Origin of the sequence: Acetobacter sp. AAB5 (assembly GCF_050106715.1) — a bacterium.
Lineage (GTDB): Bacteria > Pseudomonadota > Alphaproteobacteria > Acetobacterales > Acetobacteraceae > Acetobacter > Acetobacter oryzifermentans.
On the sequence record NZ_JBNIEW010000001.1, the window covers coordinates 307344 to 332711 of the forward strand.

General features: G+C 55.0%; 19 protein-coding genes. 9 read left to right on the forward strand and 10 right to left on the reverse strand.

Annotated elements, in window-relative coordinates; all coding sequences use genetic code 11:
- Positions 1–23: 23 nt before the first annotated feature.
- Together ACP7IZ_RS01455 and ACP7IZ_RS01460 are read right to left on the reverse strand one after the other, a co-directional pair.
- The gene (locus ACP7IZ_RS01455) at positions 24–743 is read right to left on the reverse strand and encodes a GntR family transcriptional regulator (protein ID WP_063353889.1); all 720 of its coding nucleotides are present in this window, start codon (positions 741–743) and stop codon (positions 24–26) included.
- Positions 743–2593 carry an ABC transporter ATP-binding protein gene (locus ACP7IZ_RS01460; RefSeq protein ID WP_426847561.1) on the reverse strand — a complete coding sequence of 617 codons (1851 nt, stop codon included), beginning with the start codon at positions 2591–2593 and terminating at the stop codon, positions 743–745. The genes ACP7IZ_RS01455 and ACP7IZ_RS01460 overlap by 1 nt, the downstream gene beginning before the upstream one ends.
- 587 nt (positions 2594–3180) lie before the next feature.
- On the opposite strand from ACP7IZ_RS01460, the gene ACP7IZ_RS01465 reads away from it, so the two are divergent.
- From ACP7IZ_RS01465 to rsmA, 6 genes are all read left to right on the forward strand, one after another.
- Positions 3181–4839, forward strand: coding sequence for a porin (locus tag ACP7IZ_RS01465; protein ID WP_426847562.1), 1659 nt, complete (start codon positions 3181–3183; stop codon positions 4837–4839).
- Positions 4840–4950: 111 nt separating this feature from the next.
- Positions 4951–6156 carry an LPS export ABC transporter permease LptF gene (lptF, locus tag ACP7IZ_RS01470; protein ID WP_426847563.1) on the forward strand — a complete coding sequence of 402 codons (1206 nt, stop codon included), beginning with the start codon at positions 4951–4953 and terminating at the stop codon, positions 6154–6156.
- Between the two features lie 16 nt (positions 6157–6172).
- Positions 6173–7285 (forward strand): LPS export ABC transporter permease LptG, encoded by a 1113-nt coding sequence (gene lptG / locus ACP7IZ_RS01475; protein WP_019090094.1) that lies wholly within the window; start codon positions 6173–6175, stop codon positions 7283–7285.
- A gap of 6 nt (positions 7286–7291) precedes the next feature.
- Entirely contained in the window at positions 7292–9619 is a 2328-nt protein-coding gene (locus ACP7IZ_RS01480; protein WP_426847655.1) for an LPS-assembly protein LptD, read from the forward strand.
- Between the two features lie 81 nt (positions 9620–9700).
- On the forward strand, positions 9701–11065 hold the full coding sequence (locus tag ACP7IZ_RS01485; RefSeq protein WP_003622844.1) for a peptidylprolyl isomerase: 1365 nt from the start codon (positions 9701–9703) through the stop codon (positions 11063–11065).
- 4 nt (positions 11066–11069) lie between these two features.
- On the forward strand, positions 11070–11900 hold the full coding sequence (rsmA, locus tag ACP7IZ_RS01490) for a 16S rRNA (adenine(1518)-N(6)/adenine(1519)-N(6))-dimethyltransferase RsmA (protein ID WP_426847656.1): 831 nt from the start codon (positions 11070–11072) through the stop codon (positions 11898–11900).
- Positions 11901–11906: 6 nt separating this feature from the next.
- Here rsmA and ACP7IZ_RS01495 read toward each other — a convergent pair whose 3' ends face one another.
- From ACP7IZ_RS01495 to ACP7IZ_RS01530, 8 genes are all read right to left on the reverse strand, one after another.
- Positions 11907–13118, reverse strand: coding sequence for an SAM-dependent methyltransferase (locus ACP7IZ_RS01495; RefSeq protein WP_063353885.1), 1212 nt, complete (start codon positions 13116–13118; stop codon positions 11907–11909).
- A gap of 99 nt (positions 13119–13217) precedes the next feature.
- Entirely contained in the window at positions 13218–13823 is a 606-nt protein-coding gene (rplI, locus tag ACP7IZ_RS01500; protein ID WP_003622838.1) for a 50S ribosomal protein L9, read from the reverse strand.
- A gap of 11 nt (positions 13824–13834) precedes the next feature.
- Positions 13835–14110, reverse strand: a complete 276-nt coding sequence (rpsR, locus tag ACP7IZ_RS01505; RefSeq protein ID WP_003622836.1) for a 30S ribosomal protein S18 — start codon at positions 14108–14110, stop codon at positions 13835–13837.
- 6 nt (positions 14111–14116) lie between these two features.
- Positions 14117–14581: a 30S ribosomal protein S6 gene (gene rpsF, locus ACP7IZ_RS01510; RefSeq protein WP_070322901.1), complete on the reverse strand. Its 465-nt coding sequence runs from the start codon at positions 14579–14581 to the stop codon at positions 14117–14119.
- Between the two features lie 166 nt (positions 14582–14747).
- Positions 14748–15329, reverse strand: coding sequence for a GNAT family N-acetyltransferase (locus ACP7IZ_RS01515; RefSeq protein WP_426847565.1), 582 nt, complete (start codon positions 15327–15329; stop codon positions 14748–14750).
- Positions 15319–17304, reverse strand: coding sequence for an RNA polymerase sigma factor RpoD (gene rpoD / locus ACP7IZ_RS01520; RefSeq protein WP_426847566.1), 1986 nt, complete (start codon positions 17302–17304; stop codon positions 15319–15321). Before rpoD ends, ACP7IZ_RS01515 begins: the two co-directional genes overlap by 11 nt.
- 145 nt (positions 17305–17449) lie before the next feature.
- Positions 17450–19288 carry a DNA primase gene (dnaG, locus tag ACP7IZ_RS01525; protein ID WP_426847567.1) on the reverse strand — a complete coding sequence of 613 codons (1839 nt, stop codon included), beginning with the start codon at positions 19286–19288 and terminating at the stop codon, positions 17450–17452.
- Positions 19289–19385: 97 nt separating this feature from the next.
- The gene (locus tag ACP7IZ_RS01530) at positions 19386–19841 is read right to left on the reverse strand and encodes a GatB/YqeY domain-containing protein (RefSeq protein WP_426847568.1); all 456 of its coding nucleotides are present in this window, start codon (positions 19839–19841) and stop codon (positions 19386–19388) included.
- A gap of 230 nt (positions 19842–20071) precedes the next feature.
- Between ACP7IZ_RS01530 and carA the strand changes: the two genes are divergently transcribed.
- The 3 genes from carA (at position 20072) to greA (ending at position 25368) form a co-directional block, all read left to right on the forward strand.
- The gene (carA, locus tag ACP7IZ_RS01535) at positions 20072–21472 is read left to right on the forward strand and encodes a glutamine-hydrolyzing carbamoyl-phosphate synthase small subunit (protein WP_006116006.1); all 1401 of its coding nucleotides are present in this window, start codon (positions 20072–20074) and stop codon (positions 21470–21472) included.
- A 16-nt stretch (positions 21473–21488) separates the two neighbouring features.
- Positions 21489–24743 (forward strand): carbamoyl-phosphate synthase large subunit, encoded by a 3255-nt coding sequence (gene carB / locus ACP7IZ_RS01540; protein ID WP_426847569.1) that lies wholly within the window; start codon positions 21489–21491, stop codon positions 24741–24743.
- Between the two features lie 151 nt (positions 24744–24894).
- On the forward strand, positions 24895–25368 hold the full coding sequence (gene greA / locus ACP7IZ_RS01545; RefSeq protein ID WP_006116008.1) for a transcription elongation factor GreA: 474 nt from the start codon (positions 24895–24897) through the stop codon (positions 25366–25368).

The following is a 25368-nucleotide window of genomic DNA, read 5'->3' on the forward strand; positions in this document are numbered from 1 at the left end:
GCTTGTGTATTTTTACTTCAAATTCAAACTGTTACTGGCTGTTCTTCTGGCAACAAAGGTTCCAGCCACTCTCTGGCTTGCAGAAAATCACGCTGCAATGCATCTGTTGCAGCCTCAACATCGCGCTTTTCAAACGCGGCCAGAATTTGCAGATGCGGATGGTTTGGGTCTGCTGGGCTCATTGTAGGCAAGCTGTTAGCTGCTGCATAAATTGGCCCCATACGTGCCCACAGCCCGCGAATAATCCCTACGGTAAACAGCAAGCGGGAAAAACCTGCTGCCGTGCTATGGAAAATAGCATTGGCCACAGCCGTCTTATGCGGGTCTGCGTTTTCATATGCCACAATAAAATCCCGATGCTTTTCGCGCAGCACCGCAATCTGTTCTTGGGTAATGTGCGTAACCAGATCTCGGGTAAGACGGCCTTCCAGATCTCCCCGCACACCATGAATTTCTAAAAACAGTGCGCGCGTGGTGGTCGGCACACGGGCGGTGTTGCGTTCATCCAGTTCCAGCGCCTGTTCTGAAACCAAGCGCAACAGCGCCTCGCGCACTGGAGTGGGGCTTAACTCCAATGAAGCCGCAAGCGGGCGCAAAACCAAGCGCTCACCACCTTGATAATGACAGTAAATCAGCCTGTCGCGTATCTGCTGGTAAGCATAGGCTGCAAGGGCACCTCGTGCTTCGCCCCGCCCTTCGGGTCGCAGGTTTTTCCACGCCTGTGGTGTTTGTATGGTTGTCATTATGCGTGTGTCATCTGCCTGTTAAGAAACTGCCTATACGGGCCATCCTGCTGTTCAAGCTGCGCAGGAGAACCATCCTCGATAATCCTGCCTTCCTGCATCACAACGATTCTGTCAAAGTTTTGTAAGGTGGAAAGCCGGTGCGCTACAGCAATAACCGTGCGCCCAACCATCAGCCTGTCTAGTGCTTGCTGTACGTGTTGTTCGCTTTCCGTGTCCAGCGCACTTGTGGCTTCATCCAAAATAAGAATGGGGGCATTGCGTAAAAAGGCGCGTGCAATGGCAATACGCTGGCGCTGCCCGCCAGACAGTTTTACGCCCCTGTCTCCTACAATGGTAGCAAACCCTTCAGACAACTCCTCGATAAATGCCGCACACCCGGCAGCGGCTGCTGCGGCACGCACTTCTGCATCTGTAGCATCTGGCCTGCCGTAGCGGATATTTTCCATAACAGAGCGATGCAACAAGGAGACATCCTGCGGCACAATGGAAAGACAAGCTCGCAGTGCATCTTCTGTAAGATCGCGAATATCCTGTCCGTCGATCAACACACTGCCAGACTGCACAAAGCGCATGCGCTGCAACAGGGCCAGCACCGTGCTTTTGCCAGAACCCGAACGCCCCACCAGCCCTACGCGGGTGCCTGCCTGAATATGCAGGCTGAAGTGGTCCAGCACTGGGGCGCCACCAGGATACGCAAACACCACATCCCGAAACTGCACATCGCCCAACACTGGGCCTTTCATCGGCACGGCATTTTCAGCATCTGGCATATCGTGCGGCACAAGTAGCGAGGAAAGCACTTCGGACAACCGTGCGTTATGCTGGATGGTTTCCACCATAGACAAAGCCAGATCCCGCGTACCGTGCAGAATGGCAAAGCCCAGCGTAATAATCATGACCACCTGCCCAACGGTTGCCTGCTGCCATTGCCACAACAACACGGCCCAAATGAGCAAACCCGTAGTGAGCACCGCAGTCAGCAACGCATGGATCATGCGCAGCTTTTCCATGTAACGCAGAGACTTCAGGCGTTCGCCCATTTCCCGTTGCGTGAGGGCATTAAAACGCTCACGCTCACGGTTGCGCATGCCAAAGGCCCGCACCAGTGCAATGTTGCCCATAACATCCAGCGTTTCACCTTCCAGCCCGGCGGCGGCGGCGGCGTAATCTCCGTGCAGAGTGCGACCTCTTACGGCCAGACGGAACATCAGCAAACATAGCCCGATGGCCAGCACTACTGTCACGCTGCCCATAATGGTGCTGACAGACAACATCAGCACAACAGAAAGCAGAACATTCAGGCTAGGGGGCAATACGCTCCATGCCAGCAAGTTTTCTATGGTGAAACTCACATTGCCAGCGGTAGCGATACGTGCAGCAAGCGATGTGGGCATACGGTCTGCAAAATAGGCGGGAGAATGGCCTGTTAGAAAACGGAACAGATCCTGCCGGATATCCCCCGTAACCGCTACAAAAGTGCGGGCGGCAAACCACCCGGCAATACGCCACGAGATATTGTCTGCCACAATCAGGCCAATCAGCACCCCAACGGCAGACCATACGGCCATAACATCCCCTGTGGGGGATGTGCCTGTCATCAGGTCCACCAGGCGGCGGATACCGTTAGATGAAAGCACAATGCAGCCAATAGCCAACCCAACAGAGCCAAATACCAACGCATGCCCCACAGGCCTATGCCGCATGTAACGCACTAAAAACGCCACGGGCCGCCCGGCATAATGTGGCAGTTCCTCATCCGGCACCGTTATGATGGGCTCAGCAGAAAAAGCTTGCTGCTGAGCGCCATGAGGCCAAGCCTGGCTGTGTTTTTCTTTTTCCGCCGACACTGTGTTTGCTTTCGTTACTGATTTGGCAGAACAACTTGCCCTGCCCGGCTAAGTTTAAATTCAAGACACCAAAATGTGCTGTGCGGCGCGAACACGGCGGCATAATGGCAAATCATGATGCAAAGTACTGCAATTACGGGGAAATTTTCGCACCCTTTTACGTCGCCAATCAAAAACAGCCTCAAGGAATGACGTAAATTATTGTTATAACAATAAAAATTCCGTGATGAGTGGAACTTTTGTGAGCGCACTTTTCTTCACTTTTTGTGCTGTGTGTATAGCATTTTATCGTCAAAACTGCTTACGTCATTTTTAATTCATACTGTTTTCCATTCTGTTTCCAACGCAAAAATAATTCGTCTAATTCATTGATATTAAAAAATTATATTTATTCCATTCCATTATGAAACCAATACGTTTTGCTGTTTACGCGGCAGCGTATAATGGGGATTTTTCTACCAATGCGTTCGGTTTTGCTGCATCGTTACCCCCTTGGCTCACAAAGCTGCTGCCTTTTTACGCCGTATTGACGGCAGGAAGTCTGATCCACAGTAAGAGAGAGCAGGTTTTTAGGGGAGCACAGTTTTATGGCATCGGGAAAAAAGGCGCTGGTTGCCACGGTTATGGCCGCATCGGTTGCTGGTTCGCCTGCCATGCTGCCAAAAGCTGCTCTGGCTGATGATTATAGCGATCTGCTGGATGTGCTGCGCGCCAAAGGCAGCCTAACCAAGCATGAATACGATACGCTGCTCGCCAAACACGTGCGCCACGCCGCTCCAGCACAAACCGAGCGTGCATCTTCAGGCGGCAGAGGTGGTTCAGGCTCTGGCCGCACGGCAGCGGCTTCGGGCGCACGGCACCGCATGGTGGCCCATGCCGGGCATGGTGCTGGCGGTGATGAATACGAACCCGGCATCAAGTTTGACCCCGGCGCAGAAGATTCCGGCATGCGGGCCGAAAGTGCCGCAGAACGCGCAGAAGCCAGCGCCCGTTCTGCCGAAGAAGCCGCCAAATCCCTTAAAGGCAACGATGTGGTGCGGGTGGCAAAATACGTGCCCGGCAAAGGGCTTACCTTTATGGCAGGCCCCATCAACATCAACCTTTCTGGCTTTGTAAACGGCTTTTACACCTACAACAGCCCCGCTGGCGGGCAAGCCGTGGCGGGGGGTGTTTCCACCGGTTCCAGCGGGTTTGATTCTTCTGCCGTGCGTAACGGCCTGCTCCCTGCGGGCTTTGTGCTCAAGCTTAGCACCGTGCAGCGCGGCATGGATATTTCTGCCGTTCTGGGCATGTATCCGGGTATTGATAACGCCAAAAACGGGGCCTTTAACGCCAACACAGGCGGCAGCCCCGTTGGGCTTGGCACTGCCGGTATCGATCTGCGTCAGGTTTACGTTACGTTTGGCAACAAGAATATCGGCACATTCAAGGTCGGGCGTGATCTGGCGCTGTTTGGCTCGGACGCTATCCTGAACGATGCCACGCTGCTCAGCGTCGGTGCTTCTGGCAACAACGCAGCTCCGGGCAACACATCTCTGGGCCGCATTGGTGTGGGTTATGTGTACGCAGACTGGATTCCGCAGATTTCCTACGCCTCACCCACAATTCACGGTTTTCAAGGCACTGTCGGTATCTTCCAACCGCTGGATGAATTTAATTTTGCCGGGGGCGATCTGTCTGCCTCATCCGAGCATCACTCCTCCCCCATGGTGCAGGGCAAGGTTACGTATGATTTCAAGGTTGGCGAGGTGCAAACACGCATCTGGGCCAGCTTCCTGATTCAGCATCAGCAGGGCCTGCAAAGCACTTTGCTGAATACAGACAGCCGCAAGGGCGCAATGGCAGAAGCTGGCGATATTGGTACCAAAGTTACTTATGGTCCGCTTGAAGGTGTCGCCTACTACTACCGCGGCAGCGGCTTGGGTACGACCGGGCTGTTCTTTGATGGTGTGGGGCAAAATGGCCGCAAACGCGCATCCGAAGGGTATTACGTGCAAGGGGCCTACCACGTTACCAAAAGGCTTAAGCTGGTGGGCAGTTACGGCGTAAGTAACCTGTATCAGGCTCCGGGAGAAAACAGCCCTACCCTTGTGCGGCGCAACCAGTCTGAAGTTGGGGCTGTTTTTTACAAGCTGACAGATTGGCTGAATCTGGTGGGTGAATACACGCATACATCGTCTGCCGCCCACGGCCCTTACAAGGAAAGCGACAATACGGCTGCTGGTGGTGTGATTCTTCTATTCTAGAAATTCCGCGAAAAACGAAAAAAGAAATTGCGGAATTTTGAGAGTTTGCGCCAATAAAACTGTCAGTTTTCAAGAAAAACCACGCTGGAGCAACATGCCTGCACCTGCTTTATGCATGATAAGGCTGTTGCCTCCCGCACAGGTGAAGTAGATAACAGACGTATGACCGTCCGTTCACTTCAGTCTTGGCTGAAATCGCGTTTCCTCACGCTGGACAGGTATGTGTTCCACCAGCTTCTGGTGGCACTGCTGGCAACCACCGGGGGGTTGGCCGCGCTCATCTGGCTTATGCAGTCTTTGCGCTTTGTCTCTCTGGTGGTGGACAGAGGGCTTTCTCTGCGTGTGTTTATTGAACTCACAAGCCTGCTTATTCCTTCCTTTGTGGCGGTGGTGCTGCCCATTACCACTTTTGTGGTCAGCCTGTTTGTGTATCAACGGCTGGCGGGAGACCGCGAACTTACGGTTATGCAGGCGGCGGGGCTTTCACAGTTTGCACTGGCAAGGGCCGGGCTGGGCTGTGCGCTTATGGCCACCATTATGGGCTTTTTGCTGAACCTGTGGATTGTGCCCACATCCTACCACGCCTTCCGGCAATACGAATTTGATATCCGCAACAAGATGGCGGCCTTCATGCTGCAAGAGGGCGTGTTCACCAAGGTTTCGGATGCCATGACGGTCTATATCCGTTCACGCAGCCACGATGGCACGCTGCACGGCATTATGGTGGAGGATGATCGGCAACCGGGGAATCAGGCCACAATTCTGGCCAATCATGGGTCCATGATGATCGTGAATGATACCCCCCGCGTGATCCTGTACGATGGTTCCAGACAGGTGATCGACCATAAGACAGGCCGCCTGAACATGCTGGTTTTCAAGCAGGATTCCATGGATTTGTCTTCCGCGCACCAGGAAGACGCCCGCTTTCGGGATGCTGCTGAAATGTCTTTGGGGGAACTGCTGCACCCAGATCCACAACAGGTTTCTGTGCGCGATACAGGCAAGTTCAAGGTAGAAGGCTGGCGCCGCCTTACATCCCCCCTTACCTGCTTTTCCTTTGCCATGGTGGGGCTGGTTGCCGTGCTGCGTGGAGCTTTTTCGCGCTACGGCAATATCAAGCGGCCCCTTGCTGCAGTGCTGACTGTTGTGGGGCTGTTGGCCATTAACCTGTTGCTGCAAAACCTGGCCAGCCGAAACATGGCCCTTATCCCGCTTATTCCGCTTGTGGCATTACTGCCAGGGCTGATATGCGCAGGCATACTATTCATTCCGGAAATGCTGGCAGACCGCGCCTCTGCCCGCCTGACACAGAACTGAAGGGGCTTCCGGCCTGATGATTGTTGCCGTTACCCTCTCCCGCTATATTGCGCGGCAGTTTGTGTTTTCCGTTGTGGCGATGATTGCCTCTCTAACCGGCATTGTCTGCCTGTTTGACTTTATTGACCTGTTGCGCCGTGTCGCCACCAAGCCAGATGTTTCCACCAATGTGGTAACAGAAATTGCAGCGCTTCATGTGCCTTATTTTGCTACGGAAATTCTGCCTTTTGGCATGCTGCTGGGCGGGATTGTCTGCTTCTGGCGGCTTACGCGTTCTTCCGAACTGATTGTGGCGCGCGCTGCTGGTATTTCCGCATGGCAGTTTCTTACCGCTCCGGTAGCCTGCGCCATGCTGATTGGCGCTATTTTCACCACCCTGATTTCTCCGGTGTCTTCATCCATGTACCGCCGGGCGGAAGAGCTGGATCAGCAATATCTGCGTACTGGTGGTGGGCCGCTCAGCCTGTCCAGCGGGTCTTTATGGCTACGGCAATCAGATAGTCAGTACGATCCGCACGGCGTTGCCATGCTGCATGCGCGTGGCGTGCAGCTTAAGGATGGCTTGCTCCGTATCCGTAATGTGAGCGTGTTCCGTCTTGATCATCAGGACAAGCTGATGATGCGAATCGAAGCCCCCGAAGGCTATCTGGGAACATTGAAATGGATTTTAAGTGATGCCTCTGTGGTGCGGCCCAATGATTTGTTGCACCACGTGGGCCAGATTGATCTGCCTACAGATTTAACGGTTAACCGCGTGCAGGAAAGTTTTTCTTCCCCCGAAACGCTTTCTGTCTGGGCGCTGCCAGGCTTTATTTCCTTGCTTGATCGCTCTGGTTTCTCATCTATTCGACATCGTATTCATTTTCAGTCCCTGCTGGCATTGCCTATGCTGGCGGGCACTATGGCACTGGTTGCGGCAGGGTTTTCCATGCGTCCATCACGGCGCGGGGGCGTTGCCCGCATGATCGGGTCTGGCGTTGCGGCGGGTTTTCTGCTTTTCACCGTATCCAAGGTTGCAGAGCAGTTCGGGAATTCGGGGGCACTTCCGCCGATGCTAGCTGCATGGGCCCCTACGCTGGCCGGGTTGTGTCTGGCTGTTTCGTTGCTGCTTCATTTGGAGGATGGCTGATTGACCGTGGCCCGCCGGCCTTTCCGCAGCCCTTTGTTGCGCCGTCGTTCCACCCTCAGTGCGGCCACCGCATTGGGGAGCATGGCCGCGTGCCTTCTTTTCAACCTGCCCAAGCATGCGCACGCGCAGTTTCGCCCGCAGGTGATGCACCTTGATACCGGCCGCCCGACATCTCCCGATGAACCGGCAACCTTTCAGGCCGATAAGGTTGACTACAACGATGTTGAGCACACCGTTACCTGGACTGGCAATGTCCAGGTCTGGCAGGGCGACCATGTGCTGCGAGCAGACCGCATTGTGTATGACCGCGATACCGGCGTTATGGCCGCACGCGGAAATGTAGCCACCATTCAGCCAGATGGTTCCGTACTGTACACCCATTATGCCGAGCTTTCGGGCGGCATGAAGGATGGCATCATGATGCACGTGAATGCCACCATGCAGGACAACGCCAAGCTGGCAGCCAACGGCCTGCGGCGTACAGCAGGCAAGATTAACGTAATGAGCCGCGCCGTTTATACGGCTTGTGAAATCTGCGAAAAAGATAAAACCCGCGCGCCCTTCTGGCAGTTCCGCGCTTATGACGCCACGCAGGATCTGGAACACCAGAAAATCGACTTCCGTGATGCGTATCTGGATATTCTGGGTATTCCGGTCATCTACCTGCCCTACTTCTCCATGACGGACCCTTCAGCCAAGCGGCACAGCGGGTTCCTTATGCCCGGCATTACACCGCATGACCGTTATCTGGGCACGTATTTCACGATCCCGTATTACTGGGTGATTGATGATCAGTCCGACATGACCGTGCAGGGCCTGTTCTCCACCAAAACAGGGCCACAGATCAGCGCGCAGTACCGAAACTTCTTTAACTTCGGCAAGATCAACATTCAGGGCGGTCTGGCTTACGATACGCATCGCAGTAACAGCTACACCAACGGCTTTGGTGATGATGTAGGCCGTGGCGGCAACCATGGTGTGCAGGGCTATCTGTTTGCCCGAGGCCAGTTCTCCATAAACAAGCACTGGCGCGCCGGAGCCAACATTAACCTAGCCACCTCGGCTGACTATATGCGCGATTACCGCGTGCAGGGTTACGGGTCTGATACCCTGAACTCCAATGCCTATATTGAAGGCTTTGGCACCGGCTCTTACTCCCGCATTGATGGGCAGTACTATCAGGGCCTGAACAAAGGTGTCATTCACAATGACGATCTGCCGTGGGCGCTGCCGCGTTATACCTACAGCTTTGTTGGCCAGCCCGATGCACTGGGCGGCCGCACAAGTGTAAACACCACCGATTTTTACGTGTATCGTAAAAACGGCTCTGCCGATCAGCGCGGTGAATTGCAGTTAAACTGGGATAGGTTGTGGCGCTCCCGCCAAGGGCAGCAATTTTTGCTAACATTGCGGCTTGATTCCATGGTGTACCGCGCCACCAAGCTGTACCAGCAGCCTAACTACTACAAAACTGCTCGTACGGTTGTAAGCGGGCAGGTTCTGCCAACCATTGCGCTGAAAACAAACTGGCCCTTTGTGCGGAGCTTTGAGCACGGCCGCGGCACGCAGTTGATTGAACCCATTGTGCAGGCCATTTACGCCCCCAATACTGGCATGGGCGCAACGGACATGATTCCGAATGAAGATAGCATGTCCTATGAATTTACGGATTCAACGCTGTTCTCTCTTAACCGCTATCAGGGCACAGACAGGCTGGATGGTGGCCTGCGCGGCAATATCGGGGTGCATGCCAACTGGACATGGGATGGCCACGAAGTGGACCTTCTGGCCGGTGAAAGTTTCCAGGAACATATCGAACATGATCGCCTGCCCTATTCTGGGCTAGACCATCATGCCTCAGACATTGTGGCGCGCGCCCGTGTGGCACCAAACGAGTATTTTGATTTCAACGCCCGTATGCGGCTTGATCCCTATACCGGCAAATTCAACTTTGGTGATGCCTTGTTCAGCGCCGGGGTGCCGCATTTCCGTATCCGTGGCGGATATGTGTATGAACCCGTCACCCCCTATTACTATTTTGCCACCAACTATCGCTCCTATAGCCCGAACCAGCTTTACACTGTACGCACAAACGAAATCAGCGGCGGTTTCTCCTCCGACTGGGATAACTGGCATCTTTCCGGGTTTGCGCGCCGCAGCCTCTCCCGCCGTGAATTTGTCTCTCTGGGTGGAGATATTGGATATACGAATGACTGCTTCGGCCTCGATTTCATGTATCTCAAGCAGTACACCACCATTGGTGGGCAGCAGCGTAACTCTACCTTCCTGTTCACCCTTAGCCTGAAAACGCTTGGGTCTTTCGGCCTTAAGTAAGAACTGCTTCAAAAATGCCTCGCGCTCCGGTATCAGGGAACAGAGTTCCCGATCTGGCAGAAAGCTGAAAGACTGTTCCGTATGCGCCTGCGTTCCCTTGCACTGGCCTGTTGCTCCCTTGCCGCGCTTACCGTTCCGGCCATTGCTGGCGCACCGTATGCGCAGGCAGCAACACGGCACACCTCCAGCGCGGCAACGCAGCAAACAGCAACGCCTGCCCAGCCTGAACCAGATGATATGATTCTAGCTGTTATCAACAGTATTCCGCTTACCAAGCGCGATGTTGATAACCGCGGCAAACTGTTTGCCCTTTCTACCGGCCTGCCCCTTACGCCAGATCTGATGGCGCGGCTGCGGCCCCAGATTATCCGCCAGCTTATTGATGAACGCCTGCGCACGCAGGAAATTCTTAGCCGCCATATCAATGTGCCGCCCGAACAGATTGCAGGCGCCATTACCAATATTGAGCGGCGCAACGGCATGCCCGAAGGCACCCTGCGCGAGCATCTGGCACAAGATGGCGTATCTCTTACCACATTGATCGACCAGATCCGGGTGCAAATTGGCTGGATTCAGGTGCTGCGGCAGGAGCTTGGTGCGCGCTCGCGCGTATCTGCACAGGATATTGCCCAACGTCAGGCCGCGCTCAAGCGCGAAGAAGGCCGTACGGAATACGAACTGGCCGAAATTTTTGTAAAAGTGGAAGATCCCCGGCACGATCAGGAAGAGCTGGACTTTACCAACACCGTTATTCAGGAACTGCGTAAGGGTGCGCCCTTCCCCATTGTGGCGGCTCAGTTTTCCCAAAGTCAGACAGCGCTAGATGGTGGCTCCATGGGCTGGGTGCAGGAAGATGAGCTTGACCCGGCCGTTGTGCAGGTGGTGCGGCAAATGCCCGTGGGCGTTGGGGCTATTTCTAACCCCATCAAAGTGCCGGGCGGGTATGTTATCATCACCCTTAATGGCAAGCGTGTTATTGGGCACGAAATGGGCCACCTGATTACCATTCGGCAGGTGTTCCTTTCCTTTGATACACCGCTAGACCCGCAGCATATTACGCCGCAGCAGGAATCTACCCTGCAAAAGGCCATGCAGGTTATCCAGAACACTCATAGCTGCACGGAAATGGAGGCCCTTAACAAGGCCGAAGGCGAAAAGCGCCCCACAGATCCGGGTGAAATGCCGCTGGAACGCCTGAACCCACAGATGCAATCTCTGCTGGCTGATTTGCCCGAAGGCAAGGTCTCCCGCCCTCTGGTCTCGCGCGATGGGATTGATCTGCTGATGGTTTGCACCAAAAAGGAAAAGAACTTTTCCAACCGCTCACCCAGCGAAATTGCTGACCAGTTGATGAATGAACGTGTGGAACAGGCCGCCCGCCAGTTGGATAGTGACCTGCACCGCCGCGCTATTATTGACAAGCACATCAAGCTAAAGGGGGTATAAGGCCCTGTCTGCCCCTCTGGAAAGCCTGCGCGATGTTATCCATCGGCATGGGCTGGATGCACGCAAAGCCCTCGGCCAGCACTTTCTGCTTGATCCGGGTGTTACAGAACGCATTGCAACACTGGCAGGTAACTTAAAAGGCCGCCACGTTGTGGAAGTTGGCCCCGGCCCTGGTGGCTTAACACGCGCTTTACTGAACGGACCTGCGGAATCTGTAACCGCAGTGGAACTGGATAGCCGCGCCGTGCTGGTTATTCAGGAACTGGCAGGCTTTTACCCCAACCGCCTTAAGGTGGTGGAAGCCGATGCGCTAAAGTGTGACCTTACAGAGCTTTGCGCCGCGCCACGGCAGATTATTGCTAATCTGCCCTATAATGTGGCCACACCTTTGCTTATTGGCTGGCTACGGCAAGGCAACGCGTGGGAACGGCTGACGCTCATGTTCCAGTGGGAAGTGGCTGAACGTATTTGCGCCGCACCCAACAGCCAACATTACGGACGCTTGGCGGTGCTGGCCCAATGGTGTGCAGAATGTGCGATTGTTATGAAGCTGCCACCGGGTGCGTTTTCACCGCCCCCAGCCGTATGGTCTGCGGTTGCCAGCATTACGCCTCATGCCCAACAACCCGCGCCTGCTCTTTTTAAAGCAATGGAACGCGTAACGGCAGCAGCCTTTGGGCAGCGGCGCAAAATGCTACGCGGAGCCTTAAAAGGCCTGAACGGTGATAAGCTTTTGGCAGCGGCAGAAATAGATGGCACGCGCCGCGCGGAAACTCTGGATATTGCAGAGTTTGACCGCTTGGCACGTGCGCATTTTGCGCTATCGGCTCAATAAAGTGCCTTATTCTTTTTCTGCTGCGGCAATATAATCCCGCGTAAACGGCACGGCAGAAATAGAGCGTGAAAGCTGGAGCTGAAAGTTCATGTGCCCCTGCACACGGAAAGCCAGTTCTGCGGCGTTGAGATAGAACTCAAACATCCGGGCAAAGCGTTCATCATACAACGCAACAGCTTCTGCACGTTTTGCCGCAAAACGCTCACGCCAGATGGCAATTGTTTTTGCGTAATGCAGACGCAGGATTTCACAATCAGTCACCCACAGGCCTGTAGGCTCAACTGCGGCAAAAACCTCGCTTAACGCCGGAGAATACCCACCGGGGAAAATGTATTTGTTAACCCACGGGTTTGTTGTGCCTGGCCCATCACTCCGGCCAATAGAATGCACAAGTGCCACGCCATCATCCACCAATGCGTTTTTGATGACATCAAAGAACTGCCGGTAATGCCCCACACCGACATGCTCGAACATGCCAACTGAGACAATGCGGTCAAACCGCCGGTGTAAGTTGCGGTAATCCAGCAACTCAAACCGCACGCGCCCTTCCAGCCCTTCATCCTTGGCGCGCTGGCGTGCAAAAGCCAACTGCTCCTGAGAAAGAGTAATGCCGGTAACAATAGCGCCGTAATCCTTGGCCAGTGTAAGGGCCATACCACCCCAACCGCACCCAATATCCAGCACTTCCAAATCCGGCCGATCTAACAGCAGCTTGGCGGCAATATGGTGTTTTTTGGCGGCTTGTGCCTCATCCAGCGTTTCTGTGCCATGCCGGAAATAAGCGCAGGAATATTGCCAATCTTTATCTAAAAACAAAGAATACAGGCGGTTATCCAAATCATAATGATGCGCCACATTCTGCTGTGCACGCTTGATTGGGTTAAACTGTATCCACCCACGGCGCACATACCGCAGAGCCGATGCCAGACGTTCCGCCACATGGCCACCCGGGCGCATGGCGTTAAGCATGAGCACATCCAGCAGATTGTAAAGCGTACAATCCAACGGATCGAGGTGAGACTCCATATAGGCTTCACCAAAACCCAGACCCGGGTTTATCACCATAGCCCGCACGGCAGCCTGATTATGCAGTACTACGCCAGCTGAAGGGCCGGGATTGCGGCCTTTATAGAGGCTTGTGCTTCCATCTGGCCAGCGCACCTGCAACTGACCATCTGCGATAAAGTGTTGCAGAATGCGATCAAGAACTTGCTTCATCCCGCGTCTCCTTCAGAAAATTGATTGCAGCATACGCGCAAAAAAAAAGCCCGGAAAAGAATTTTCCGGGCTTCTTCCACATGAAAATGCAAACAGCAATTAAGCGTTAGCTTCTGCCGGTGCAGCTTCTGCTTCAGCAATTTCTGCTGGGTCGGTAATGAGTTCGCCTTCAACAACGGCATCATCACCAGCAATTTCAGCTTCTTCTTCAGGAGAAGCAGCTTCACCACGTGCCTGACGTTCTGCTTCTTCTTCAGAACGCGCTACGTTGATGATGACCGGCACAACCACTTCCGGGTGCAGCGCAATCTTCACTTCATACAGCCCCAAAGACTTAATGGGGTGTGCAAGGAAAACCTGCTGACGGGAAATGGTAAAGCCTGCTTCCGTAACAGCCTGCGCAACATCGCGCGTGCTGACGGAACCATACAGGCTGCCGCTATCACCAGCCTGACGGATCAGGATGACAGCCAGACCTTCCATCCGTTCGGACAGACGTTCAGCTTCTTCACGACGCTTGATGTTCTGTGCTTCCAGCTGAGCGCGTTCACGCTCAAAACGGGCACGGTTATCATCGTTTGCACGAATAGCCTTGCCCTGTGGCAGCAGATAGTTACGGGCAAAACCCGGACGTACCTTCACCACATCGCCCATCTGACCCAGATGTTCGACGCGCTGAAGCAGGATTACTTCTGTAGCAGCCATTGATCGCTCCCTCAGCTTACAACGTAGGGAAGCAGAGCCAGGAAGCGGGCACGCTTGATAGCCTGTGCCAGTTCACGCTGCTTCTTTGCGGAAACCGCCGTGATACGGCTCGGCACGATCTTGCCACGTTCGGACAGGAAGCGGCTGAGCAGACGCACGTCTTTGTAATCGATCTTCGGCGCGTTAGGGCCGGAGAACGGGCAAGACTTGCGACGACGGTAGAACGGACGACGCGCACCCACGGCCGGGCGACGGGCGGCGGGATTGACTTCCATTGTATCAGACATTCTGGATTACTCCGCTGCTGCGTTGTCAGCTGGCTGTTCGGCGGTGCTGCTGCGGTCTTCACCACCGCTGCGGCGGCCACGGCCACTTTCAAAACGACCACCGGCCTGCTTGGGGCCACGGAAGCCGCCACGGTCACCACGGTCATCACCCTTGCGGGACAGAACCGGAGACGGAGCTTCGTCGATTTCTTCAACGCGCAGTGTTAGCAGACGCAGAACGTCTTCGTTCAGAGCGAGCTGGCGTTCAATTTCTTTCACCAGTTCAGAACGTGCTTCCAGACCCAGAAGAGCGTAGTGGCCCTTGCGGTTCTTTTTGATACGATAGGCAAGGCTGCGCAGGCCCCAGTACTCGCGCTTGCGCACGGCACCGCCATCGGCTTCAATCTGGGCGGCAATACCATCAAGAATGGCATCCACCTGCTGCTGGGAAATATCATTCCGCGCAATCAGCACGGTTTCATAAAGTGGCATGTTAACTCCCTTCGGATACAATCAACCCACCCGTGCCGAACCCTTCCGGCCTACGGTGCTACAGAGTTTTAAAATCTGAAGCTGCGGGTATAGCCGGGCCAATGCCATGAACCCGGCAGGGAAAGAGCAGTCTCAATCATATTTACGCGGCAAAAGCAAGAGAGATTCACACACGCAGATGCTGTGGAACGGGAATGCCAAGCCGATCTGGCACATCCCATACCTCTTCTACACGCCGCATAACCTTGAAGCCTGCCTGCTGATACAAAGCCAACGCGCGTGGATGATCTGCCGTGCAGGTGTTGACGCGCACAGAATGCGGCCTGCCACGCCACGCCAAACGCAGCACGTTATCCAGAAAAGCGCGCCCTACCCCTTGGCCAATCGCCTCGGGAAACAGCCCGAAATAAGAAAGGTTTACAGATTGCGGATCTGCCAGATCCAGCTCAAAAAAACCACGGATCTGCTGCTCTTGCCGTAGCAGGCCAATTTTTACGGGTGCAGTTTCCAAAAAACGGGCCAGAGTGGCATCTGATGCCGCCTGCCGCATCCACCAACAATATTCCCGCCCCACCCGATCTTGCAAAAGCCGATACCCAGCCACATCGGGCTGAATACGCTCCTGCACGTGCCATCCTTCAGGCAAAGCCAGAGGTGCGTGTTGTGGCGGAGAAAACATGCGCATGAAGGTAACAACCACCTTCATGCGCGTTGTGGATTCGGCGTTAAAGTTTAGATCAGTTATCATCCAAGAAGGAACGCAGCTTACGGCTACGGCTTGGATGTTTAAGCTTACGCAGGGCCTTGGCTTCAATCTGGCGGATACGTTCACGCGTCACGTTAAACTGCTGGCCAACTTCTTCCAGCGTGTGATCGGTGTTCATGCCGATACCAAAGCGCATACGCAGCACGCGTTCTTCACGCGGGGTGAGAGAGGCCAGAACGCGGGTTGTGGCCTCACGCAGGTTGGTCTGGATAGCGGCATCCAGCGGGATAATAGCCGTTTTATCCTCGATAAAATCACCCAGATGGCTATCTTCCTCATCCCCTATCGGGGTTTCGAGGGAGATGGGCTCTTTGGCAATTTTTAGCACCTTGCGCACTTTTTCTAGCGGCATACCCAGCTTTTCAGCCAGTTCTTCCGGCGCAGGTTCACGCCCGATTTCATGCAGCATCTGGCGGGATGTGCGCACCAGTTTGTTGATCGTTTCGATCATATGCACCGGAATACGGATGGTACGAGCCTGATCCGCAATGGAGCGCGTAATAGCCTGCCTGATCCACCACGTTGCATAGGTGGAGAACTTGTAGCCACGGCGGTATTCAAACTTATCCACCGCCTTCATCAAGCCGATATTGCCTTCCTGAATCAGATCAAGGAACTGAAGGCCGCGGTTGGTATATTTTTTGGCAATGGAAATAACCAGCCGCAGGTTGGCTTCGATCATTTCCTTTTTAGCGCGGGCAGAATCACGTTCACCACGTGCAACCGTTGCATATACACGGCGGAATTCACCAATCGGCAAACCCGTTTCCTGCGCCAGTTGCGCAACCTGATCACGCAGGCCAACCACTGTGTTGGCGTGCTTGGCCACAAAGTTTTTCCATGAACGGCCAGACAGGGCGGAAACCATGTCCATCCAGCCCGGATCAAGCTCACGCCCACGGTATTTCAGCAAGAAATCTTCACGCGAGACACGGCAGCTTTCTGCCAGACGCAGCATGCGCCCTTCCAGCATGTTCAGCTTCTGGAACATCTGCTTAAGCTGGGCAACTAGATCTTCAATCCGGTTATTGTGCAGGTGCACCTGCTCTACCTTGCCCACCAGTTTTTCACGCAGGGCAACGTAGTTTTCTTCAAAATTACCATCAACATCTTCACCAGATGTCAGGGCTTCAATCCGCTGCACCTGCAACTTGCGCAGGGCTGCATAAAGCGGTTCGATCTCATCAAAATGCGCCAGAATTTCCGGCTTAAGCTTTTCTTCCAGCGCAGAAAGGGAAAGGCCGCTGCCTTCGCTTTCAATATCACCTTCGCCCTCGGTTTCTGGCTCTTCTGCCTCTTCCGAGTCCGAATCGGATTCGGCTTCGTTAAACGTGCCGTCTCCGCCTTCTTCTAGCGGGTTGCCCCCACTTTGCATGGCTTCCAGATCCACAATGTCACGCAGCAGCATTTCATTGTTACGGATCATCTCATGCCAGGAGATGATGGCGCGGAATGTCAGCGGGCTTTCACACAAGCCGCCAATCATTTCATCGCGGCCAGCTTCAATCCGCTTGGCAATAGCAATTTCGCCCTCGCGGGAGAGCAGTTCCACCGTGCCCATTTCGCGCAGATACATCCGCACCGGGTCATCCGTGCGGCCTACGCTTTCAGCATTTACGTTGCCGGTTGGGCTTTCGGCTTCAGCTTCGGCCTCAGCCTCTTCCTCTGCATCTTCGCTTTCAGCGGCGGCTTTTTTGGGTTCGGCTTCTTCGTTGTCGTTATCTTCGTTTTCGACAACCTGAATACCCATTTCAGACAGCACAGCCATAATGTCTTCAATCTGTTCAGAAGACATTTTGTCCTGCGGGAGAACGGCATTCAGCTCATCAAACGTAATGCACCCGCGCTCACGCCCTTTGGCAATCAGTTTTTTGACTGCAGAAGACCGCGTATCAAGCAGGGTGGTATCCCCATCCTGTTCCTGCGCTGCGTTGGTTGATGCCGTTTTTGTCGCCATGCCAGACCTGCTCCTCCCCGCCCGCATCCGAACAGAATGCAGAACGACCAGTTTACTATGTACTGCTCTCTTTTCAGGGCGGGCAGGACGTGGGATATCCTGCGCGTGAAGTCAAGGGGAACACGCCCTGAACACATTTGTTGTCTTATAGCTCGGTGTCGTCCACACCGCCGCGTTTCAGGCGTTCCATTGCCTCTAGCCGCGCCTGTAACCGTTGCCATTCAGCGGAATCTCCGCCTTTTTCAACAAAACGCGCAATCTCACGATTTACTTCCTGAATAAATTGCGGCCCGTAGAGCAAACCATAAAAATGCCACCACTGTGTTCTTGCCGCAACAGTGTGTGCCGGGTCTTCTGCATCACTTTCCGACATCGCAGAGTAGCTTTCACGCATGACAGCGCGAATGGTTTCCTCCGCCCCTTCCGCCTGTAACCATGCATATAATGCCGCAGCGTTATCTGGCAACTCACCCTCGGCAGAAAGATCAAGCAAAAGGGCGCGCACCTCGGCAAATTCTTCTGGCAAATCAAGCCGACATAGCGCCTCTTCCACCTCTGGCACCAGAACAGGATGCAACAGCAGCAACTCCAGCATCAGGCGCTGGCGTTCGCGCGTTTGATCCATATTTACTGGCACGGCACCGGGCACAGAGGCAGGCGCGTTGGCTTTGCGGCCCTGCGGCCCGTTCCATTTGCCGCCACCGCGCCGGAATGTCGTAAAAAACCGATCCAACAACGTGGAGCGATATTCAGACGCCAGCGTTTTATCCGGGATAAGGCCAGCAACTTCCGTCAGCCTGCGCCGCAAGGCTGCACGTTCTTCTGGCCCCGGATTATTGGCGCCAGCGCTGAGCAAATCAAACAGCACTTCGGATAAAGGCTGCGCTGCGGCAAACATTTCCGCTACAGCCTGCCGCCCTCGTGTGCGCACCAGACTGTCTGGGTCTTCTCCATCAGGCAACAAACAGATGCGCAGAGAATAATCCTGCTTGAGCAACGGCAGACCCGTTTCTGCCGCCTTAACCGCAGCCCTCCGCCCCGCTGCATCACCATCAAAACACAGAATGGGCGCACGATCGACCTGCCACAACGCCTCTAGCTGCTCGGGCGTAAGCGCCGTGCCCAGCGGGGCAACTGCCCCTGTAAAACCGGCCTGATGTAGGGCAATAACATCCATATACCCTTCCACCACCACCAGATCCGGCGCCAATACACCTTTGGGGCGTGGTGCACGCACAGCAGCGCGGGCACGATCCAACCCGAACAAAAGCCGCCGTTTGGAAAAAACTGGGGTTTCCGGGCCATTGAGGTATTTAGGCTGCCCATCACCCAGAATACGCCCACCAAAGGAAACCAGACGCCCTTTGCGATCCCGGATGGGGAAAGTGACACGCCCCCAGAACAACTCACCCTTGGGGTGGCCTTGCTCATCCACCCGCATCAGACCTGCTTCGGCCATCATGTCCGGTGTAATGCCTTTGGGTGCGAGGGCAGAAACCAGTTCTCCCCGCTTCTCACTTGCCCAGCCTAAACCGAACGTTTCCAGCGTTTCCCGCGTGAGGCCGCGCCCCAGCAGGTAATCCAGCCCAGCGCGCCCTTCTGGCTTGTATAAGGCGTGAGACCAGATTTCCTGCGTAGCCGCCAGCACATCTTCCAGCGAGCGCACATGCGCCACTTCTTCCTGCGTGCGGCGCGTATCCTTTGGCACTTCCATGCCTGCGCTGGAGGCTAACTCCTCTACAGCTTCGGGGAAGTTTTTGCCCTCCATCTGCATGACAAAGGAGATAACATCTCCATGCACACCGCAGCCAAAGCAGTGGAAGTGATCATCATACACATAAAAGGAAGGCGTTTTTTCACCATGGAAAGGGCAACACCCTTTCCAGTTCCGCCCGGAGCGGGCCAGTTTGACCCTGCGCCCGACAACGGACGCAATGGGCGTGCGGGCCCGCAATTCATCCAGAAAAGCTGAATCAATCGCCATTGACTGTCCGTTTCATCAAGCAGCCCGATTGGGCGGCATAAAACCACCTCAGATCGGGCTGATACTTATTTCAGCAAATATGATGTTTAAAAAACGCTTAGCCCAGACGCGCTTTTACAGCTGCGCTGGCTTTGCCCATATCCAGCGCCACGCCAAACTTGTTTTTCAGTTCAGCCATCACCTTGCCCATGTCCTTCAGGCTTTCTGCCTTTACGGTGGCAACAGCTTCATCCACAGCAGCTTTCAAGGAAGCTTCATCCATTTCTGGCGGCAGATAGCCACGGATCACTTCGATTTCGGCTTCTTCCTTTTCCGCCAACTCGGGGCGGCCGCCTTCTCGGTACATGCCAGCAGATTCCGTGCGGGACTTTACCATCCCACGCAGGGCCGCAATGGCTTCGTTTTCATTCAACCCTTCCTGCCCTTTGCCGCGGCCTGCAATTTCCACGTCTTTCAGTTTAGCCGTAATCATCCGGATTGTGGCCACGCGGGCGCTTTCGCCTGCTTTCATGGCTGTTTTCAGGTCTGCCATCAGGCGTTCACGTAATGTCATTTCCATATGCTCCACTCTTTCTATGCTGCAATCGGGCGCACCATATCACCCAGATTCACAAAAAAACATCACACGGCAAATAAAGAACCTCCCCCCTGCGCGGCACGCATGCAACACTGCGGGAAAAAACTTCCCACCCACTTACAACACAGCATCTTGCAGGTGGGAAATTTCTTCCCACCTTGGAAATCGAGTGCTAGAAGACGGCTTCGGGAGGCACAAGCACGCATATGCCCTTGTCCATAGATACCATTATCGCCCGGATTGGCGGCCCAGACGCCACAGCCAAGCTGACAGGCGTTGGCACAGAAGCCATCCGCAAATGGCGGCAGGCGCAGGCCATTCCGCCCCGCCACTGGCCAGTTATTGCGCAGGCCACAGGCCTTTCCCTGGAAGACCTCCAACCCATTCCGACAGACCGACCCTCCCCCCATGCGGGAGACAGCAAGACAGGATCATCCATGCCCGACGCCCGCCCCGATGGCGCCACCGCCGCGCTTGTTCTCGCAGATGGAACCGTATTGTGGGGGAAAGGCTTTGGCGCTTTCACCTCCAAACCCTCCATTGGCGAAATCTGCTTTTCAACCGGCATGACCGGGTATCAGGAAACACTTACTGATCCATCTTTTGCCGGGCAGATTATTACCTTCACCTTCCCCCATATCGGCAATGTGGGTGCGAATGCAGAAGATGATGAAGCTACAAAAGTATTTGCCCGCGGCCTTGTGGTGAAGGAAGACCCCACAGCACCAGCCAACTGGCGCGCAACGGAAAGCTTTGATGCGTGGCTGAAGGAACGCGGTGTTTCCGGTATTGCCGGTGTGGATACCCGCTCCCTCACCCTGAAAATCCGAGACAAGGGCGCCCAAACGGCTGCGCTGGTTTTCCCGCAGGATGGCAAGTTTGATCTGGATGCCATTTTGGCAGAAGCCAAAGCATGGCCGGGCCTTGAAGGCATGGATCTTGCCAAGGAAGTAACATGCGCCGCCCCTTACGCATGGACAAAAAGCGTGTGGGAATGGCCCAATGGCAGCAAGGAAGCCCCCACAAACCGGCGCAAGGTTGTTGCTGTAGATTACGGCGCAAAACGCAACATTCTGCGCTGCCTTGTTGCTGCCGGGTGTGACGTAACCGTTGTGCCTGCCACCACCACGGGTGAAGAAATTCTGGCTCTTAAACCAGAAGGCGTGTTTCTCTCCAATGGCCCCGGTGATCCGGCAGCTACGGCCACATATGCTGTGCCCGCCATTAAAGCTGTGCTGGATGCTGGCGTGCCGTTATTTGGCATCTGCCTTGGGCATCAGCTTCTGGCCCGTGCGCTGGGTGCCAAAACCTATAAAATGGAACGCGGCCACCGCGGGGCCAACCAGCCGGTGCAGGATCTGGCCACCAAGCGCGTGGAAATTACCAGCCAGAACCATGGCTTTGCTGTGGATGCCGATACCCTGCCCGCCGATGCGCACGTCACACATATCAGCCTGTTTGATGAATCAAACGAAGGCTTGGCATCAGACAAGTATCCGGCGTTTTCCGTCCAGTATCATCCCGAAGCCAGCCCCGGCCCGTCTGACAGCTTCTATCTGTTCAAACGCTTTGTCACCCTGATCGACCTTAACAGCGCCAAGAAATAACGGGAACGAACGTATCATGCCCAAACGGACAGACATCCGCTCCATCCTCATCATCGGCGCTGGCCCTATTGTTATCGGGCAGGCGTGCGAGTTCGATTACTCTGGCGCACAGGCCTGTAAGGCCCTGCGGGAAGAAGGCTACCGGGTTATTCTGGTAAACTCCAACCCGGCCACCATCATGACAGACCCCGGCCTTGCGGACGCCACGTATGTGGAACCCATTACGCCGGAAGTGGTGGAACGCATTATTCTTAAGGAAAAGCCAGATGCCGTGCTGCCCACCATGGGCGGCCAGACAGCGCTGAACACCGCTATGGCGCTGCATGCATCGGGCTTTTTGACCAAGCATAATGTGGAGCTGATTGGCGCAGACGCCGAGGTGATTGACCGGGCCGAAGACCGCCAGAAGTTCCGTGAAACCATGGATGCCATTGGCATTGAAAGCCCCCGTAGCTTTATTGCCCACACGCTGGCAGAAGCGCACGATGCACTTAAGCAGATTGGCTTTCCATCCATTATCCGCCCCTCCTTCACTATGGGCGGTTCCGGCGGTGGCATTGCCTATAACCGTGAAGAATTCGACCAGATCGTGCTTTCCGGGCTGGATGCCTCCCCCACTACGGAAGTGCTGGTGGAAGAATCTGTTCTGGGTTGGAAAGAATATGAAATGGAAGTTGTGCGCGATAAGGCGGACAACTGCATTATCATCTGCTCCATTGAAAACATTGATCCAATGGGTGTGCATACGGGTGATTCCATCACCGTTGCCCCAGCATTAACGCTGACAGACAAAGAATATCAGCGCATGCGTGATGCCTCCATTGCCTGCCTGCGGGCCATTGGCGTGGAAACGGGCGGGTCCAACGTGCAGTTTGGGATCAACCCCAAAGATGGCCGCATGGTGGTTATTGAAATGAACCCCCGCGTGTCCCGCTCTTCTGCGCTGGCCTCTAAGGCAACGGGCTTCCCCATTGCCAAAGTGGCTGCCAAACTGGCCGTTGGTTATACGCTGGATGAGCTGAAAAACGACATCACGCGCACCACTCCGGCTTCCTTCGAACCCACCATTGACTACGTGGTGGTGAAGATCCCGCGCTTTACGTTTGAAAAATTCCCCGGCGCACCGGCTCTGTTGTCCACCTCCATGAAATCGGTTGGGGAAGCCATGGCCATTGGCCGCTCCTTCCCCGAAGCGCTGCAAAAGGGCCTGCGCTCTATGGAAACCGGCCTGCATGGGCTGGACCCTGTAGAACAGCCCGGCGATGGTGGAGAAGATGCCTTCCGTGCGGCTCTTTCCCAGCCCAAGCCGGAACGTATCCTTATGGCCGCACAGGCGCTGCGGGCTGGCCTTTCGGTGGAAGACATTCACGAAGCCTGCAAGTTTGAACCTTGGTTCCTGCGTGAAATGGAAAAAATCATTCACGCAGAACGGGAAGTGGAAAACCACGGCCTGCCCAAGGATGCCCAAAGCCTGCGCCGCCTGAAAGCCCTTGGCTTTTCAGATGTGCAGCTTTCTCGCCTGTCTGGCACGCAGCCTGAAGAAGTGGCCAAATTGCGGGCAGAAGCTGGTGTAACACCGGTTTACAAGCGTATTGATACCTGCGCGGGTGAGTTCGCATCCTCCACCCCGTATATGTATTCCACCTACGAAGGGCAGTTTGCCCCGCCAACCTGTGAATCCAACCCAACAGACCGGGAAAAGATTGTTATTCTGGGTGGTGGCCCCAACCGTATCGGGCAGGGTATTGAGTTCGATTACTGCTGCGTTCATGCTGCTTACGCCCTGCGTGAAGCCGGTTATGAAACCATCATGGTCAACTGCAACCCGGAAACGGTTTCTACCGACTATGACACCTCCGACCGCCTGTATTTTGAACCGCTTACGGCTGAGGATGTCATCTCCCTTATCCGTTGCGAACAGCAAAAAGGCACGGTTAAGGGCTGCATTGTGCAGTATGGCGGGCAAACACCGCTTAAACTCTCCCACGCTCTGGAAGCCGCAGGCATTCCGCTGCTAGGCACCCCGGCTGATGCCATTGACCGGGCAGAAGACCGTGAACGCTTCCAGACCATGCTGCACAAGCTTGGCCTGCGTCAGCCAGAAAACGGCATTGCCCGTACGCCGGAAGAAGCCGAAGCCGTGGCCGAAAAGGTTGGCTATCCGGTTGTGGTGCGCCCTTCCTACGTGCTGGGTGGCCGCGCCATGGAAATTGTGTACGACCGTAACGGCCTACAGCGCTACATGCGCGATGTGCTGACAATGGCCGGGCACGATATTTCCTCCGGCCCGATCCTGCTTGATCGTTACCTGAACGAAGCCATTGAAGCTGATGTGGACTGCATTGCAGACGGCACCGATGTGTATGTGGCTGGCGTGATGGAACACATTGAAGAAGCAGGCATCCACTCTGGCGATAGCGCCTGCGCTCTGCCGCCCTATACCCTCTCCCCCGCCATTGTAACTGAGCTGAAAGCCCAAACAGAAGCCATGGCGCGGGAACTGGGCATTGTGGGCCTGATGAACGTGCAGTACGCCATCAAGGATCAGGAAATCTTTGTTCTTGAGGTAAACCCACGTGCATCCCGCACCGTGCCGTTTGTGGCCAAGGCCACAGGCGTGCCGGTGGCTAAAATTGGTGCGCGCGTTATGGCTGGCGCCAAGCTTTCGGGCTTTAATCTGGATGATCGGGCTGTGGTGCCGCATGTTGCGGTAAAGGAAGCCGTGTTCCCCTTCAACCGCTTTGCGGAAGTAGACACCATTCTGGGGCCAGAAATGCGCTCCACGGGTGAAGTCATGGGGCTGGATACATCCTTCGAGCGCGCTTTTGCCAAATCCCAGCTTGGGGCTGGCGTTAAGCTGCCAACCTCCGGCACGGTGTTTCTTTCCGTGCGTGAAAGTGACAAGCCCCAACTGCCGCCACTAGGCCGCCTGCTGGCTTCCATGGGTTTCCGTATTATGGCCACCCGCGGCACAGCCAAAAAGCTGCGCGATTCCGGCATTGAGGTAAACCTTGTAAACAAGGTGCTGGAAGGACGCCCACATTGTGTGGATGCCATTCGCTCTGGCGAGGTGCAGATGGTTATCAACACGGCGCAGGGTGCGCAGTCTGTAGCGGATAGTTTTGATATCCGCCGCTCCGCCCTTGTGCTGGGTATTCCGCACTACACCACCATGGCTGGCGCGCGGGCTGCAATTCATGCAATTGCGGCAATGCGTGAAGGACCGCTTGATGTTGCGCCACTTCAGTCATACTTTAGTGGAACATTCTAAGCTAAAGGTGCAGGCATAACCTGCCTGCGCCCCCTTAGCCATGTTCGGGTGGCAGCCTGCTTTTGCAGGTTATGCCTTGCCCGTGTAACTGTTTAACTTTTGCGCCGGAACCCGCTGGTTCCGGCTGCTTTTTTAAGTCTGGGGATGCGTCTTGCAGAAAACTCCAATGACGGGCAAGGGCCTGCTGCAGCTAGAAGATGAGCTGCGCAAGCTGAAAGCAGAAGAACGTCCGGCAGTTATCCGCGCCATTGCGGAAGCCCGTAGCCACGGCGATCTTTCTGAAAATGCGGAATATCACGCAGCACGAGAACGACAGTCCTTTATTGAAGGCCGTATTCTGGAGCTGGAAGAACTTATTTCCACCGCAGAAGTTATTGAGCCTACCTCCCTTTCCGGCAAGCAGGTCAAGTTCGGGGCCACTGTGTGCCTTGTGGACGAAGATACGGACAAGGAAATTACGTACCAGATTGTTGGCCTGCACGAAGCAGACATCAAACAACACCGCATTTCCATTTCCTCCCCACTTGCCAAGGCACTGATTGGCAAGGAAGAAGGCGATACCGTTTCTGTGCCCGCACCGGGTGGAGATCGGACTTACGAAATCCTTTCCGTCAAATTCATCTAA